The 16,279-nt window shown below is 66.8% G+C and carries 14 protein-coding genes; 8 read left to right on the top strand and 6 right to left on the bottom strand.

Annotation, left to right across the window (positions count from 1 at the left end; all coding sequences use genetic code 11):
• Nucleotides 1–70 precede the first annotated feature (70 nt).
• From gmhB to glyQ, 3 genes are all read right to left on the bottom strand, one after another.
• Nucleotides 71–646, bottom strand: coding sequence for a D-glycero-beta-D-manno-heptose 1,7-bisphosphate 7-phosphatase (gene gmhB, locus CK498_RS09095; protein WP_095620816.1), 576 nt, complete (start codon nt 644–646; stop codon nt 71–73).
• 230 nt (nt 647–876) lie between these two features.
• Complete coding sequence (gene glyS / locus CK498_RS09100; protein WP_095620547.1) at nt 877–2,943, bottom strand: glycine--tRNA ligase subunit beta; 2,067 nt, start codon at nt 2,941–2,943, stop codon at nt 877–879.
• Nucleotides 2,944–2,945: 2 nt separating this feature from the next.
• Nucleotides 2,946–3,905: a glycine--tRNA ligase subunit alpha gene (gene glyQ / locus CK498_RS09105; RefSeq protein ID WP_095620548.1), complete on the bottom strand. Its 960-nt coding sequence runs from the start codon at nt 3,903–3,905 to the stop codon at nt 2,946–2,948.
• 147 nt (nt 3,906–4,052) lie between these two features.
• Between glyQ and rfaD the strand changes: the two genes are divergently transcribed.
• Both rfaD and waaF read left to right on the top strand, forming a co-directional pair.
• Nucleotides 4,053–5,009, top strand: coding sequence for an ADP-glyceromanno-heptose 6-epimerase (rfaD, locus tag CK498_RS09110; protein WP_095620549.1), 957 nt, complete (start codon nt 4,053–4,055; stop codon nt 5,007–5,009).
• The gene (gene waaF, locus CK498_RS09115; protein ID WP_095620550.1) at nt 5,002–6,036 is read left to right on the top strand and encodes a lipopolysaccharide heptosyltransferase II; all 1,035 of its coding nucleotides are present in this window, start codon (nt 5,002–5,004) and stop codon (nt 6,034–6,036) included. Before rfaD ends, waaF begins: the two co-directional genes overlap by 8 nt.
• Here waaF and CK498_RS09120 read toward each other — a convergent pair.
• Nucleotides 6,033–7,679, bottom strand: coding sequence for a sulfatase-like hydrolase/transferase (locus CK498_RS09120; RefSeq protein WP_095620551.1), 1,647 nt, complete (start codon nt 7,677–7,679; stop codon nt 6,033–6,035). The genes waaF and CK498_RS09120 overlap by 4 nt on opposite strands.
• Nucleotides 7,680–7,815: 136 nt before the next feature.
• On the opposite strand from CK498_RS09120, the gene CK498_RS09125 reads away from it, so the two are divergent.
• The gene (locus CK498_RS09125) at nt 7,816–8,601 is read left to right on the top strand and encodes a glycosyltransferase family 2 protein (protein ID WP_095620552.1); all 786 of its coding nucleotides are present in this window, start codon (nt 7,816–7,818) and stop codon (nt 8,599–8,601) included.
• On the opposite strand, the gene CK498_RS09130 is transcribed toward CK498_RS09125, so the two are convergent.
• Nucleotides 8,558–9,631 carry a glycosyltransferase family 9 protein gene (locus tag CK498_RS09130; protein ID WP_095620553.1) on the bottom strand — a complete coding sequence of 358 codons (1,074 nt, stop codon included), beginning with the start codon at nt 9,629–9,631 and terminating at the stop codon, nt 8,558–8,560. The two genes, CK498_RS09125 and CK498_RS09130, sit on opposite strands and share 44 nt — an antisense overlap.
• Nucleotides 9,632–9,643: 12 nt before the next feature.
• Between CK498_RS09130 and CK498_RS09135 the strand changes: the two genes are divergently transcribed.
• Together CK498_RS09135 and CK498_RS09140 are read left to right on the top strand one after the other, a co-directional pair.
• Nucleotides 9,644–10,780, top strand: a complete 1,137-nt coding sequence (locus tag CK498_RS09135) for a glycosyltransferase family 4 protein (protein WP_229359021.1) — start codon at nt 9,644–9,646, stop codon at nt 10,778–10,780.
• Nucleotides 10,777–11,805, top strand: a complete 1,029-nt coding sequence (locus CK498_RS09140) for a glycosyltransferase family 9 protein (protein ID WP_095620554.1) — start codon at nt 10,777–10,779, stop codon at nt 11,803–11,805. Before CK498_RS09135 ends, CK498_RS09140 begins: the two co-directional genes overlap by 4 nt.
• Here the strand turns inward: CK498_RS09140 and CK498_RS09145 are convergent.
• Nucleotides 11,775–12,494 carry a 3-deoxy-D-manno-octulosonic acid kinase gene (locus CK498_RS09145; protein WP_095620555.1) on the bottom strand — a complete coding sequence of 240 codons (720 nt, stop codon included), beginning with the start codon at nt 12,492–12,494 and terminating at the stop codon, nt 11,775–11,777. The genes CK498_RS09140 and CK498_RS09145 overlap by 31 nt on opposite strands.
• On the opposite strand from CK498_RS09145, the gene CK498_RS09150 reads away from it, so the two are divergent.
• From CK498_RS09150 to waaA, 3 genes are read left to right on the top strand one after another with little or no spacing between them, the layout of a single operon-like run.
• Entirely contained in the window at nt 12,493–13,569 is a 1,077-nt protein-coding gene (locus CK498_RS09150) for a glycosyltransferase family 9 protein (protein ID WP_095620556.1), read from the top strand. The two genes, CK498_RS09145 and CK498_RS09150, sit on opposite strands and share 2 nt — an antisense overlap.
• Complete coding sequence (gene hldE, locus CK498_RS09155; RefSeq protein ID WP_095620557.1) at nt 13,559–14,989, top strand: bifunctional D-glycero-beta-D-manno-heptose-7-phosphate kinase/D-glycero-beta-D-manno-heptose 1-phosphate adenylyltransferase HldE; 1,431 nt, start codon at nt 13,559–13,561, stop codon at nt 14,987–14,989. The genes CK498_RS09150 and hldE overlap by 11 nt, the downstream gene beginning before the upstream one ends.
• Entirely contained in the window at nt 14,989–16,278 is a 1,290-nt protein-coding gene (gene waaA / locus CK498_RS09160) for a lipid IV(A) 3-deoxy-D-manno-octulosonic acid transferase (protein WP_095620558.1), read from the top strand. Before hldE ends, waaA begins: the two co-directional genes overlap by 1 nt.
• Nucleotide 16,279: the final 1 nt, after the last annotated feature.

Here is a 16,279-nt window from a genome sequence, read left to right on the forward strand (position 1 = left end):
AGCGCCAGTAAGAAGAAGCCCCGAGATACTGTATCTCGGGGCTTTTGCTTTTTTGTACCGCACTATTCTTCTATGGCGCTTGTTGTTCGTCGAGCAGCCAATCAACGAAGCTGGCCAGGTCATCGAAGATTCGTGCCCGACTCTCCGGGGCTGCCAGCTCAGGGTGTTTGGTCAAGGTTCGCTCGCCTTTGCCACTGCGTACCAGCACTGGTCGACATCCCCTTGCTTCGCCAACTTGAAGATCGACGTTCTTATCGCCAACCATCCAGCTACCTTGAAGGGTCGGCATACCGAGCGCGCGACCAATCTGATCGAGTAAGCCCGGTCGAGGCTTGCGGCAGTCGCAGTCATCCTCGGGGGCGTGGGGGCAGTAGGCGATATGCGCCAGCTTACCTCCAGCGTCGGCCACCATGGCTTGCAAGTGCTCGTGCATACTGGCCAGCGTGGCTTCATCATAGTAGCCACGCGCGATACCCGACTGGTTGGTGGCGACCGCGACGGTCCAGCCGGCCTGACAAAGCCGGCCGATCGCATGGATAGCGCTGGGGTAGGGGTGGAACTCCTGTAGAGATTTCACATAGTCGTCGGAGTCCTGGTTGATCACGCCGTCGCGATCAAGAATTATCAGGCGGTCTGCTCTCGGCATTAGGGATCTGCTGTGCATGGCTAGGGAGAATGCAGAGTGTTTCACGTGGAACATCACCTGCCAAGCCCACGGAACATTTGCCCTTGGCATGAGTTAATCGCCCAGGCCGGCGTGTCGAGCAGGGCAGTGCATGTTCCACGTGAAACATCAGGCGAGATAGAACGGATGGAGATAGAAAAAGGGCCGGCGAGTGAATCTCGCCGGCCCTTGGGGTTTGAAGGAGAAGATGGCTACTGCTGGAGTTCGGCGATATCCGCCACTTCCAGAAACAGCGCCTGAAGATTGGCCAGCAGTGCCAGGCGGTTATTGCGTACCGCTGGCTCCTCGGCCATCACCATCACCTCATCGAAGAAGGCGTCTACCGGCTCACGCAGGGCAGCCAGGCGATCGAGGGCGGCGCTGTAGTCACCGGCCTGGAACAGTGGGGCGACCTCATCGCGACGCGCTACCAGCGCTTGATGTAGGGCCTTTTCGGCGCCCTCGTGCAGCAGTTGGGGGTTCACGGTAGTACTGCCGTCATGGTCCTGTTTGGCGAGAATATTCGAGACTCGCTTATTGGCGGCTGCCAGGGCCGCAGCCTCATCGCGAGCGGCGAAGGCATGGACAGCACGCATGCGGCGGGCGAAGTCGAGGGGTTTGGTGACCGGGCGAGCACGGACTGCCAGATAGCTCTCAACTGCCATGCCTTCATCCTGGGCCCAGGCACGGAAGCGATCCAGCATGTAGTCGAGCACCTCATCCACCAGCCCCTCGGCCTTGGGTAGTGGCTGGTGTTGCGCTACCGCCAGGGACAGTAGCTCGCGCAGGTCGAGATCGAGTTCGGCCTTGACCATGATATTGAGGACGCCGATGGCAGCGCGACGCAGGGCGAAGGGATCCTTGGCACCGGTGGGCCGTTGGCCGATACCGAAGATGCCGGTCAAGGTATCGAGGCGGTCGGCCAGCGCTAGCGCCAAGCCGGTGCGTGTCTGGGGGATCTCGTCAGTGGCGAAACGCGGTAGGTACTGCTCATGAAGTGCCTGGGCGACCTCCTCGGCTTCGCCGTCCTGACGCGCGTAATAGCAGCCCATGATGCCCTGCAGTTCCGGGAACTCGAGCACCATCTCGGTCACCAGGTCGCACTTGGCGAGCAGGGCGGCGCGCTCGGCGTGGGCGCCGTCGCCATCGATGCGTTCGGCAATGGCACGGGCGACTACGGCACTGCGCCGGGCCTTGTCGGCCAGCGAGCCGAGCTGCTGCTGGAACACCACGCTGGTGAGGCCGGCCTGGCGCTCGGCCAGCGGCGTCTTGCGGTCGACGTCGTAGAAGAAGGCGGCGTCGGCCAGACGCGGGCGGATCACCTTCTCGTTGCCGTCGATTACCCGCTCCGGCGCGTGGCTCTCGATATTGGCGATGGTGATGAACAGTGGCTTGAGCTTGCCGTGCTCATCGAGCAGGTGGAAGTATTTCTGGTTGGCCTTCATCGACGATATCAGGCACTCCGGCGGCACCTCGAGGAAGCGCTCGTCGAAGCTGCCGGTTAGCGCTACCGGCCACTCCACCAGGCCGCTGACCTCGGTGAGAAGGGTTTCGTCGATGACCGCCTGGGCATCCTGCACCTCGGCCTCGGCGAGCACCTGCTCGCGAATGCGCTCGCGGCGGCGCTGGCGGTCGGCCAGCACGAAGGCGTTTTCCAGTACCTCGAGGTAGTCATCGGCGTGAGCCAGGGTGATCGCCCCGGGGGCATGGAAGCGATGCCCGTAGGTGAGGCGGTCGGCGCTCAGGCCGAGGGTCTCGGCCTCGATGACCTGCTCGCCGTAGAGCATCACCAGCCAGTGCACCGGGCGCGAAAACTCGATACGGGATGCGCCCCAGCGCATGTTCTTGGGCACCGGCAGGCTAGTCACGGCCTTGTCGACGATACCCGGCAGCAGCTGCTCGATGCTCTCGCCCTGCTGGCGCTCGCGATGGCCGAGCCAGGTGCCCTTGTCGGTCTCGAGGTGGATCAGTTCACTAACCTCGACGCTGCAGGAGCGGGCAAAGCCTTCGGCGGCTTTGGTTGGCTGCCCATCCTTGAAGGCCGCGGCGAGTGCCGGGCCGCGGCGCTCGATCTCGCGGTCGGGTTGCTTGTCGGCAAGCTCGCTGACGTGTACCGCCAGGCGGCGCGGCGAGGCATAGGCGGTGACGTTAGCGAAGCTTACCTCGGCCTCGTTCAAGCCCTGGCGGATGCCCTCGGCGAGTGCATCGGAGAGGCGGTCGATGGCCGCGGGGGGCAGTTCTTCGACGCCGAGTTCGACCAGAAGGGGGTGAAAAGCCATACTCATGCGTCTCCCTGTGTATCGGCGGCTGCCTCGAGCAGCTCGCGGCGCAGGGCTTCCGGGGCCATGGGGAAGCCGGCGGCCTTGCGTGATTCGTAGTAGGCGTGGGCCACGTCGCGGGCCATGGTGCGTACGCGCAGGATGAAGCGCTGGCGCTCGGTCACCGAGATGGCATGCCGCGCGTCGAGCAGATTGAAGGTGTGCGAGGCCTTGAGCACCATCTCGTAGGCGGGCAGCGGCAGGCCGGCGTCGAGCAGCTTGCTGCACTCGCGCTCCTGATGGTCGAAGGCGCCGAACAGTGCCGGTACGTCGGCATGCTCGAAGTTATAGGCCGACTGCTCGCGCTCGTTCTGCAGGTAGACGTCGCCATAGGTGACCTGGCTGCCATCCGGGGCGTGGGTCCAGATCAGGTCGTAGACGCTGTCGACGTCCTGCAGGTACATGGCGATGCGTTCCAGCCCGTAGGTCAGTTCGCCGGTGACCGGATAGCACTCGATGCCGCCGGCTTGCTGGAAGTAGGTGAACTGGGTGACTTCCATGCCGTTGAGCCAGACCTCCCAGCCCAGGCCCCAGGCGCCGAGGGTAGGCGACTCCCAGTTATCCTCGACGAAGCGGATGTCGTGCACCAACGGGTCGATGCCGAGGCGCTCAAGAGAGCCGAGGTAGAGGTCCTGAAGCGCGGAAGGAGAGGGCTTCATGACCACCTGGAACTGGTAGTAGTGCTGCAGGCGGTTGGGGTTCTCGCCGTAGCGGCCATCGGTGGGGCGGCGTGAGGGCTGCACGTAGGCGGCGTTCCAGGTCTCGGGACCAATGGCGCGCAGGAAGGTGGCCGGGTGAAACGTGCCGGCACCGACTTCCATGTCCAGCGGCTGCATGATCACGCAGCCGTGTTCGGCCCAGTATTGCTGCAGGGCAAGGATCAGGCCCTGGAAGGTTGTCACGTCTGGCGTCGACTGTGTCATTGCTGATGCACCGTTGGCCCATGAATTCAAGAACTGCCAAGTATACAATTACCAGCGAATCGGTTATAGGCACGCTGCAGGAATGTCGGCCTGGCCATCGGTCCGAGGCCTGCCTCCGGCAGGCGCGGCAACCAAGAGGATAGACACATGATCGTAGTGACGGGCGGCGCCGGGTTCATCGGCGCCAATCTGGTCAAGGCGCTGAACGCGCGCGGCCGCAACGATGTGCTGGTGGTCGACGACCTGAGCGATGGCACCAAGTTCGTCAACCTGGCGGACTGCACCCTGGGCGATTACCTCGACAAGGACGACTTCCTGATGCGCGTCGAGGCCGAGCTGCGCGGTGAGGATGCCGGCTTGCCCAGCATCGAGGCCATTTTCCACGAGGGCGCCTGTTCGGATACCACCGAGTGGGATGGGCGCTTCATGCTCGACAACAACTTCGAGTACTCCAAGGTGCTGCTGAACTACTGCCAGCGCAAGGGCATCCCTTTCCTGTACGCTTCCTCGGCCGCCACCTATGGCGGCAGCGAGGTGTTCGTCGAGGCCCCGGAGCATGAGCGGCCGCTCAACGTCTACGGCTACTCCAAGCTGCTCTTCGACCAGTACGTGCGGGCGCGCTGGGAGCAGTTCTCGAGCCAGGTGGTGGGCTTTCGCTACTTCAATGTCTACGGCCCCCGCGAGCAGCACAAGGGCAAGATGGCCAGCGTTGCCTATCACCACCATACCCAGGTCCAGGCCGGCGAGAACCCCAAACTGTTCGGTGCCTGGGACGGCTATGACGCCGGCATGCAGAGCCGCGACTTCGTGTATGTCGGCGACGTGGTCGACGTCAACCTTTGGTTCCTCGATCATCCCGAGCAGTCGGGCATCTTCAACCTCGGCAGCGGCCGTGCCGAACCGTTCAAGGCCATCGCCGAGAGCGTAATCGACTACTACGGGCGCGGGCAGATCGATTTCATCGACTTTCCCGATGAGCTCAAAGGGCGCTACCAGAGCTATACCCGCGCCGATATCTCACGCCTGCGCGCAGCCGGCTACCCCCACGAGTTCAAGACCGTTGCCGAGGGCGTGCGGGATTATCTGGAGTGGTTGAATGGCTGATGCCGACGAGCGGATCCTGGTCGTGGGTCCCTCCTGGGTCGGCGACATGGTGATGGCCCAGAGCCTGCTGATGAGCCTCAAGGCGCGCCACCCCGGTTGCCACATCGGGGTGGTGGCGCCGGCGTGGTCGCTGCCGATGCTGTCGCGCATGGCCGAGGTGGATGAGGCCATTGCGCTGGACGTCGGCCACGGCGAGTTCGGCTGGCGAGTGCGGCGCAAGGTGGCGACATTGCTGCGCGGACGCTTCGATCGCGCCATCGTGCTGCCGCGTTCGTGGAAGTCGGCGCTAGTTCCGTTTCTGGCGCGGGTGCCGGTGCGCCTTGGCTTTACCGGCGAACAGCGGCTGGTGCTGCTCAATCGACGCCGTGTGCTCGACAAGGGCGTGCTCGACCAGACCGTCAAGCGCTTCGTCTCGCTGGGCTTGCCGGTCGCGGAGGCGGCCAGCGGCGACTTCGCGATTCCCCGCCCGCGACTGGCGGTGGACCCAGACAACCTCGTCGAGCTGCGGCTGGCCCTGGGATTATCGTCGCGTCCGGCGATCGGCATGATGCCGGGGGCCGAATATGGCCCGGCCAAGCAGTGGCCTCCGGCGTACTTTCGGCAGCTGGCGATCTGGCTGGTGGAGGCCGGTTTCGAAGTGCGGGTGCTGGGTGGCCCCAAGGACGTCGAGGACGGCGAGCATATCGCCGCGGGCCTGGAGCACGTGCACAACCTGTGCGGCAAGACGCGCTTGGCCGATGCCGTGGATCTACTCGCCGACTGCCAGCAGGTGGTGACCAATGACTCGGGGCTGATGCACGTCGCCGCCGCGGTGGGCACCCGCGTGCATGCGCTCTACGGTTCGTCGTCGCCGGATTTCACGCCGCCGCTGACCGCTCGGGCGCATATCCACCGCCTGGGCCTGTCGTGCTCACCGTGCTTTGCGCGGGTCTGCCCGCTGGGGCATACCAACTGCCTCAACCAATTGACGCCGCAGCGCATCTTCGCTGCGCTGACAGCCCCCCCCGAGGGGCGCGAGCCAGCTTAGAGCACCGGCGGCAGCTGCTGCTCCTCCTCGCTCAGGCCTTCGTTCTGCTCGCGTTGCGTCGGGGCGAGGCCGTCCCATAGCCGCAGCTGCAGCTCGCGCTCCTCGCGTAGCTTGGCGTTGATCAATTCCAGCTGATGGCGTTCGAGCAGCGTCTGCACTGGTGACAGTAGCGAGGCGCCGAGGCCGGCGCGATGCTGATGAATCTCGAACCCCATGGCCTCGAGGATGGTCGGGAAGACGTCGACCATCGACGACTCGCGCTCGATGCGCTGCGGCTCCAGGTCGTTGCCGAGCAGCATGAAGGTGTTGTCACGGGGGCCGGCGATCAGCTCGTCCCAGGCCGATACGCGCATGGTCAGGTGGTCGCTGGCGATGACCACCAGGGTGTTATCGAGCAGTCTCTCGGCGGCCAGGTCGTCGAGTAGTTCGCGAGTCAGCCAGGCGTTGCACTCCACCGAGTAGAGAATGTCGACGCCGTCGAACTCGCCCTGACGGTCGAGGCAGGGCTGGGCCGGATGACCGTGGGGCGCATGGCCGCCGATGGTCAGGGCGGTGAGGTTCCAGGGCGCGTCGCCAGAGGCCAGTTCACGCACCTCCTCGATGACGAAATCGAACAGGGTGTCGTCGTAGAGTCCCCAGTTGTTGAGGTACTCCGGGTCCTCCATACGTGGGGTCAGCTCCTCACGACCCAGCACGCTGTCGTAGCCGTGGCCGTAGTAGAACAGCCCCTTGCCGGCGAAGGTCTTGCTGGCCCCGCCCAGGTAGGTTTGCCGGTAGCCCTGCTCGCTGAGCAGGTCGCCGAGGCAGGTCACCCCGGGTACCACCTCGTCGAGGGGTTCGAACTGACGGTCGTGGAGCAGTCCAGCGGGCATCAGCGGAGAGCCGCACTGGCTGGCGATCATGCCGGCCATGGTCCAGCCGGTGTTGTCGAGTTGGCGTACGCCCTCGAAGACCTTAGCGCGCTCGCCGATGGCGTCGAGATCGGCGTAGGCGTCGCCGAAGCGCTCGCGGTCGGCGTAGGTCCGCTCGATACTCTCCAGGTAGATCAGCAGCAGATTGGGGGGCGTGTCCGGTGCGCTATGGATCACCGGCTCCACGTAGCGGCGATCGAGCCAGGCGCCATCCTCGGCGACGATGGCGGCACTGCGCTGGGTGATGCCGTGGAGCAATGGGTTGCTGGCCAGCAGCAGCAGCGCCAGGATGCGTTCGAACAGCCGCCAGCGATGGTCGTGACGCACCAGCCAGGTGAAGGCCACGATGATCAACACCGCACATAGGGTGGAGAGGATGGCGGCCACCACGCGGCTGGCGCCGCCGTGGTCGGTCATGCCGGCCTGGAGGTGAAAATAGATGGCGCCGAGGTCGACGATGCCGAAGCTGGCCGCCAGATAGACATACAGCCACCATAGCAACAGGGGAACCAGCGACCAGGGGATCACCGCCTTGGGTGGCCGTGGCCGGCGCGGCGCGCCCCAGCGAAACAGATAGGCGGCGAGCAGCCACAGCGCGGCGACCAGGAAGAACGGCCAGGGGCCCAGCGGCAGCAGAGAAGCGGTGGCATAGGCCAGGCAGCCACCCAGGAAGAGCAGCGCCCACCAGCGTGGCTGGCGCAGCCTGGCGTCACGAAATATGGCTTGAAACATGGCAAGCGCTCGGCAGGTTTGGAGTGCCTCTAGCTTAGCAAGGCTGGAGGCCCGCTCATACGCCACTGGCCGCGCGTTTGCCGGGCTTGACGAGCCGCTCTACACTTGGCGGTTTGCCGACCCACGAGGATGCCCCATGTCGCTGGCCGCGGTAGTGATCGTCAAGAATGAAGCCGACAACCTGGCCGCCTGTCTGGAGACCCTGCGTTGGGTCGATGAACTGGTGGTGCTGGATGCCGGCAGCCAGGATGGCAGCGTCGAGATCGCCCGGCGCTACGCCGACAAGAATGCCGACAAGGTCGAGGTCAACGCCGACTGGCAGGGTTTCGGGGTCCAGCGCCAGCGCGCCGAGGCGCTGGTCGAGAGCGACTGGATCCTGATGGTCGATGCCGACGAGCGTGTCACCCCCGCATTGCGCGCCAGCATCGAGAAGGCGCTGGCTGGGGCGCCGGCGATCTATCGCGTGGCGCGCCTGTCGTGGTGCTTTGGCGCCTACATTCGTCACGCCGGTTGGTACCCCGACCGGGTCGCACGGCTCTACCCGCGCGGGCGCGCCGGTTACGACAGTGCCCTGGTCCACGAGAAGCTTACCAACCCCGAGGGGCTGACGGTGCGCGACCTCGAGGGCGACCTGCTGCACTTCACCTACCGCGACCTGCGTCACTACCTGGAGAAGTCGGCCCACTACGCCCAGGCCTGGGCCGAGCAGCGCGCCGCGCGGGGCAAGCGCGGCAGCCTGGCGGCGGGGATTGGCCATGGCCTGGGCTGCTTTCTGCGCATGTACCTGCTCAAGGCGGGGTTTCTCGACGGTCGCGCCGGGCTGCTACTGGCGCTGCTGTCGGCGCACTCGACCTTCGCCAAGTACGCCGACCTGTGGGTCAGGACCCGGACCGCGCCGCCTGACGATCCAGCAGCGCGCTGATGCGCAGGGCGGCGTCGTTGAGGTCGATGCGCGACATGTCGCTCTCGCTGTCTTTACCGGGCGGTGGGCTGAAGGCCAGGCGCCGTTCGGCATCGTTGCAGGTTTGCCAGCGCAGCGGCGTCGATGAGCGTTTGGCCGGGTAGAAGCCGACCGTGGCCAGGTTCAGACAGCCGGCCACGTGAAGCGGGCCGGTGGAGCCGGCAATCAGCAGGTCGGCGGCGGCGAGGCCCTGGGCAAAGTCGCGCAGCGAATCACGCGACGGTACCAGCTGGGCGTCCAGGCCATGCTCACCGAGCGCCGCGCGGAGCGTCTCGGCGGCTGGTTGCTCGCCGGGGCCGAAGGTCAGCAGCCAGTGCGGCGAGGCCTGGGCGTGACGTGCGATAGCGCTGGCCAGGTGGGCGTACTGCTCGAGGTCCAGGTTGACCGCCGAGCCGCCGCTGCCCGGATGCAGGAAGACCCAGGGGCGGGCGAGGTCAAGGTCGAGGGCGGTGGCCAGACGTTTGCGCTCGGCGTCACGAGTCGCCGCATCGAGCGGCCAATAGGGCGGTGCCACCTGGGGTGGGGTGATGCCCAGTCGCGTCAGCAGCGCTGCGGCGAGCTCGAGGTTGTAGGCGTACTCGGGCCTGAGCGAGCGTGACCTGCGCTGCGCCAGGCGATGATTGTAGAATAGCTGCGCCCACTTGGTGGCCGGCGCCAGCCGTAGGGGGATGCCAGCGCGAAAGCCCAGCCAGGCGATGCGCGGCGTCGAGAATAGCGTCAGCAGGGCGTCGAAGCGTGCCGCGCGCAGCTGCTCGAGCAGCTCGCGCTGGGCCTGGCGCGGGGCGCCGTCGCCGGGGTCGAGGAGTACCGCATCGATCCATGGGCAGGCATCGGCCAGCGGTGCGGTGTAGGCTGGCACCAGGGCGGTGACATGCAGCGCGGCATCGGCCTGCTTGAGGCAGGCGAGTGCCGGCCAGGCGAGCATGAAGTCGCCGAGTTTATCGTTACGCACCACCAGTACGCGCCGCGGCGTTGCCTGAGGGGCGGTCATGGGAGAGTCGTCTTGTCGCACAAGGTCATGCACATCTGCCTCTCGAGCGGCTGGGGTGGTCTGGAAATGTATCCCGCGCGGATTATACCCGAGCTGCAGCGCCAGGGCTGGGAGGTCCACGGCCTGGCGCTGGCCGGCTCACGGGTCGCCGATAGCCTCACGGTAGCAGGTGTGGCGCCGCTGTCGGTGGCGTCACGCGGCGGCGCACTGCTGGCCGTGGCGCGCATCCTGGGCTATCTGCAGCGCCATCGCATCCAGGTGCTGCACTGCCACAAGTCCTCGGACCTGCGCCTGGCCGCCCTGCTCAAGACGTTGCGGCCCAGCCTGCGGCTGTTCTTCACCGAGCACATGGGCGTGACCCGCCCCAAGAAGGGACTCTACCATCGCTGGGCCTACGGCAAACTTAGCCGGCTATTCTCGATCAGCGAGGCCACCCGGGCGCGCAACCTCAAGGCCTTCGCGCTACCCCCGGAGCGCATTCAGCGGCTCTACCTGGGCATCGATCCGGCGCCCTATGCCGCCCACGGCGACATTGACACGCTGCGTAGCGAGCTTGGCGCGCCGCCCGAGGCCCTGCTGATCGGCCTGCCCGGGCGGCTGACGCCGGGCAAGGGCCAGGATATCTGGCTGGAGGCGCTGGCGCGACTCGCCGTACGCGCACCGGCCCTGCACTGGCACGCCGTGATGATCGGCGGTTTGCATGCCAGCGAAGGCAGCGACGAGCCCTATGTCGCCGAGCTCGAGGCCAAGGTGGCGGCGCTGGGGCTCGCTGAGCGGGTTGGCTTCAGCGGCTTTCGCGGCGACCTGCCGCGCTTGCTGAGGGCGCTGGATATCGTCTGCATTCCCTCCACCAACGAAGCCTTCGGGCTGACGGTGATCGAGGCGATGGCCGCCGGCCGTCCGGTCATCGGCGCCGACAGCGGCGCGATTCCCGAACTGCTAGACGACGCGGTTGGGCGCCTGGCCGCCCCCGACGACCCCGACGCCTGGGCGCAGCAGTTGGAGGCCCTGGCCGACGACCCCGTGCTGCGCCAGCGGCTGGGCGTGGCGGCGGAGGAGCGGGTACGCCGGGACTTCTCGTTGAGCGCCCATGTCGCGGCGCTATGTAACGCCTATGTGGCAGCCGACACCAGCAAGGAGGCAGCATGAAGGCCTGGGTGGAAAAAGGCGGCTATCTTAATCATACCGGGCGCCGCTGGTTGTCGTGTCTGCATGTCGATAACGTGCGGCGCATCGTCGTGATCCGTCAGTGCGCCTTCGGTGACATGATGGCCACGCGGCCCTTTCTGGTCGAGCTGCGGCGATTCTTTCCCGGTGCGCACATCACGCTGAGCACCATCAGCCGCTATCAGTATGCGCTGCCGACCGACCTGGTCGATGCGATACATGTGCTCGATACCGAAGAGCGGAGTGTGAGCGGCAAGTGGTCGCAGCTAAAGGCGCTTGGTGAGCCCGACGTGCTGTTCGATCTCGCCGATACCGCCCGCTCGCGGCTGTTGACGCTGCTGACCCCGGCTCGCGTCAAGCTTGGTTTTCCCTATCGGCGTAGCTTCAACCGCCTGCTGTTCGATATCGGCATTCTGCGTTCGGACTTTCACTACGAGGCAGAGGTGCTGCTCGACTTTCTCAAGATCATGGGCCACAAGCCTCAGTATCCGCTCGAATTCGCCATGCCTCGCCATTGTCGCGAGTCGGCGTGTCGACGGATCGTCTACTTTCCGTTCGCTGCAGTGGCCGAAAAGTCGCTATCGCCGGACTCGTGGTGCGAGGTGATCGAACAGGCCGCACAGCGCTTGCCGCAGTTCGAGCACGTACTGCTCGAGGGTCACAAGGCGGAAGAGGGCGGTGCCTTTCTGGCCGAGGTGGTGGCCCGACATGCTCATGTTAGCGTCCAGCCGCGGCTCGATCTCGAGGCGCTTGGGCACTTCATGGCCGAGTCCAGTGTGCTGGTCTCCGGGGATACCGGCGTACGTAACCTGGCGTTGGCTACGCATACGCCGACGCTGGGAATTTTCTTCATGACGGTGCCGTTTCGCTACTGGCCGCGCTACGAGGATTGCCACGAGGCGGTGTTCCACCGCGATGGCCAGGTGCCGGGGCGGATGGATATCATCGCTGGCCTGGAAGGATTGCTGGCGCGACTCTATCCACCGAAGGAGATCGAGGAACGATAGCCGCGGCGAATCGCCTCCATGGCTGCTGGTGGGGCGTCGAACTTGGCCAGCGAGCGCGCCAGGCGGTCGAGATTGGCGGCCCGCCAGGCGCCGGGCTGGCGCAGCCGGCAGCGATCGAGATCGATCAACCATACCTGGTCTGCCGCGTCGACCAGCAGGTTGCGGGCGTTGAGGTCGACATGGTCGAGGCCGGCGGCATGGAAGCGTGCAACGCTGGCGCCGACCCGCTCCAGCAGTGTGGCGTCGGCATCAGCCAGCCGCTCGGCCAGCGCCCGTGTGCCGGCCAGCCGCACGGTGATCAGCGCTGCCCGGTAGCTCAGGCCGTGCCGCCAGACACAGGCCGCCACCGGCGGTGGCACCGGCAGACCGCGGGCGTGGAGTTCGGCGGTGAGGCGCAGCTCGCGGAAGGCGCGGGTTCGTTCCAGGCCGGTCCACAGGTAGCGATCGCGGATGACGCGGCCGACCAGGCCGCCGCGGCGATAGTGACGCAGCACCCACTGCTGTGAGCCGGCCTGCACGAACAGGCTGGTGCCGCGTCCGGGTGCCTCGCCGACCACGCCGCCGTGCTGGCGCCAATAGGCGGGGGAGAACAGCGCGGGGTCGATTTGTGAGGCAGGCAAGGCGTCACATACACTGTGCGCATCATATAGAATGAACGTTTTCGCCGCCTGGAACCTTGCCAACTGCATGAAGCGTCCTCTACCCGCCCAGCCCCGCCATATCGGCATCCTGCGCCTGTCGGCGCTGGGCGATGTGTGTAATCTGGTACCCACCGTGCGTGCCTTGCAGCGCCAGTGGCCCGAGGCGCGCATCACCTGGATCATCGGCAAGGGCGAGCACAGTCTACTGGCGGGCCTGTCCGGGGTCGAGTTCGTGGTCTACGACAAGGCCTCTGGCCTGGCCGGCATGCGCGCGCTGTGGCGCGAGCTCGCCGAGACGCGCTTCGACGTGCTGCTGCACATGCAGCAGGCGATCCGCGCCAGCCTGCTGTCGCTTGGGCTCAAGGCCGCAGTGCGGGTGGGCTACGACAGGGCTCGTGCCAAGGACGCCCAGCACTGGTTCACCCATCGTCAGCTGCCGCCGCACCCGCGCGCCCACGTGGTCGAATCGTTCATGGACTTCGCGTGCCTGCTCGGCGTCGAGGATACCCGCCTCGAGTGGCGGCTCAGCGTGCCGGATGCCGCCTTCGAAGAAGCCCGACGGCTGAGTGCCGGGCGCCACTACCTGGTGGTAAGCCCATGCAGCAGCGTGAGGGTGCGCAACTTCCGTAACTGGTCGGCGGCGGGCTTTGCCGCAGTGATCGAGCACGCCTGGCAGCAGTATGGCCTGGTTACTCTGCTCACCGGCAGCGGCACCGCCAAGGAGCGCGAGATGTGCGAGCGTATCGCCGCCCTGGTGCCGGACCGCGAGGCGCTGGTCGACGCTGTCGGCCAGCTGTCGCTGAAGGGGCTGCTGGCGCTGATCGACGAGGCCCAGGCGGTGATCGCCCCGGACTCTGGCCCGGTGCATATGGCCAATGCCTTGAATACGCCGGTGATCGGCCTCTACGCCACCTCCAACCTGCAGCGTACCGGGCCCTATTGCTGGCGCCATCTGGCGGTGGACCGTTACCCACAGGCAGTCGCGCAGTTTCTGCACAAGGACGTCGAGACGCTCGGCTGGGGCGAGCGCGTGCGCCACCCCGACGCCATGTCACTGATCGCCGCCGACGACGTCATCGACCGTTTGGACACCCTGCTCTCGGAGCCCCGTGATGAAACTTGACCTCACCGCCCTGGAACATGCCCGCGTGCTGGTGGTCGGCGATGCCATGCTCGACCGCTATTGGCACGGTGGCACCTCGCGGATCTCCCCCGAGGCGCCGGTGCCGGTGGTGCGCGTCGACGAGGCCGACGACCGCCCCGGTGGCGCCGCCAACGTGGCGCTCAATATCGCCTCGCTGGGTGGCCATGCCGGCCTCGCCGGCCTGGTCGGCGACGACGCCAACGCCGACCTGCTCACTGCCCGCCTCGAAGATGCCGGAGTGAGTACTCACTTCCAGCGCAGCGCTGAAATACCCACAATCACCAAGCTGCGCGTGATGAGCCGCAACCAGCAGCTGATTCGTCTCGATTTCGAGCAGGGGCTCGGTGAGGTGGATACCTCGGCCTTGCTGGCCCAGGTCGAGGCGGTGCTGGACGACGTCGACCTGGTGATCCTCTCCGACTACGGCAAGGGCACGCTCAATCGCATCGAGGAACTGATCGCGCTGGTGCGCGGTGCCGGCAAGCGCGTGCTGGTCGACCCCAAGGGCAACGATTTTCGCCGCTACCGCGGCGCCAGCGTCATCACCCCCAATCTCACCGAGTTCGAGGCAGTGGTTGGCGCCTGCCGCAGCGATGAAGAGCTGGCGGCCAAGGGCGAAGCGCTACGCGCCGAGCTCGAGCTGGAGGCGCTGTTGATCACCCGCAGCGAAAAAGGCATGACGCTGATTCGTGGCGATCACGCGCCGCTGCACCTGCCGACCCGCGCCCGCGAAGTGTTCGACGTCACCGGCGCCGGCGATACCGTGATCGGCGTGCTCGGCCTGGCGCTGGCCGCCGACCACGGCTTCGCCGAGGCCATGACCCTGGCCAACCTGGCCGCCGGCCTGGTGGTGGCCAAGCCGGGTACCGCGACACTGTCGATCGCCGAGCTTTACACCGCCGTGCATGGCGACAAGCTCGCCGAGTTCGGGGTGATCGACGAAACACCGCTGGTCGAGGCGGTGCGCGCCGCCCAGGCCCGTGGCGAGCGGGTGGTGATGACCAACGGCTGCTTCGACATCCTCCACGCCGGCCACGTTGCCTACCTGGAGCACGCCCGCCAGCTCGGCGACCGCCTGATCGTGGCGGTCAACGACGACGCCTCCATCGGGCGCCTCAAGGGCCCCAAGCGCCCCATCAACCCGCTGGTGCGGCGCATGCAGGTACTCTCCGGCCTCGGCGCCGTGGACTGGGTGGTGCCCTTCGGCGAAGACACCCCGCAGCGCCTGATCGAGGCAGTATTGCCGGATATCCTGGTCAAGGGCGGCGACTACCGGCCCGAGGATATCGCCGGCGGCCAGGCGGTGCGTGACGCCGGCGGCGAGGTGCGCGTGCTGGGCTTCGAGGATGGCGTCTCGACCACCGCCATGATCTCCACCATTCTCGATCGCGAGCGCTGATGGCGGCGGCGGGCAAGCCCTGGGCGCGGTGGCTCTATTCGCTGGCACTGGCGCTGCTGACGCCGCTGGTGTGGCGCCGGGTGTGGCGCGAGCAGCGCCCCGCTCGGCCGCGCCGCGAGCGGCTGGGGCTGATCGAGGCGCCGCCCGGCCCCGGCCTGTGGCTGCACTGCGCCTCGCTGGGCGAGGTGATCGCCGCCCGGCCGCTGATCGAGGCGCTGCTCGACGACTACCCCGGCCATCACCTCACGGTTACCACCATGACCGCCACCGGCGCCGAACGCGTCGAGGCGCTGCGCCGTGACGCGGGCCTGGCGGCGCGGCTTCACCACCGCTTCCTGCCCCTGGACTACCCCGGGGCGACGCGGCGCTTTCTGGCGCGGCTGGTGCCGCAGATGGCGATCATCTTCGAAACCGAGCTGTGGCCCAACCTGCTGGCCGCCTGCCGCCGACAGGGCGTACCGCTGGCGGTGGTCAACGGCCGGCTCTCGCCGCAGGCCTTTGCGCGCTACCGGCGAATCCGGCCGCTGATGCAGGACGCACTGTGCGGGGTCGACTGGCTGGCCGCCAAGTCGGCGGAGGATCTTGCCCGCTTCCGGGCGCTGGGCATGGCCGCCGAACGCAGCCAGGCGGTAGGCTCGCTGAAGTTCGATATCAGCGTGGCGCCTGAGCTGCGCAGCGCGGCACAGGCGCTGCGCACGCAGTTCGGCAACCGGCCGGTATGGATCGCCGGCTCCACCCACCCGGGAGAGGACGAGCAGCTGCTCGAGGCTCATGCACTGCTGCGCCGTGCTCACCCCGACGCCCTGCTGATCCTGGTGCCCCGTCATCCGCAGCGCTTCGCGGCGGTGGCAGCGCTGTGCGCGGCGCAGGGCATGTCGGTGCCGCGCCGCTCGCAGGGGCAGTTGCCGAGCCAGGATGACGCCGTCTATCTGGGCGATACCCTGGGTGAGCTCACCCTGCTCTACGGTGCGGCCGACCTGGCCTTCGTCGGCGGCAGCCTGGTGCCGGTGGGCGGCCACAACCTGCTCGAGCCGGCGGCGATGGGTATCCCGGTGCTGAGCGGCGAACAGTTGGCCAACTTCACGGATGTGGCCGAGGTACTCGATGACGCTGGGGCGCTGGTGCGGGTGGCCGACGCCAAGGCGCTGGCCACCACGCTGGCCGCACTGTTCAAGGATGACGCCGAGCGGCTGCGGCTGGGCGAGGCCGGCCAGCGGGTCGTAGCGGCCAACCGTGGCGCCTTGGCGAGCACCCGGCAGGGCTTGGCGCGGCTGCTGGATAGTCAGTAAG

This window comes from Halomonas salipaludis (assembly GCF_002286975.1).
GTDB classification, from domain to species: Bacteria; Pseudomonadota; Gammaproteobacteria; order Pseudomonadales; family Halomonadaceae; genus Franzmannia; species Franzmannia salipaludis.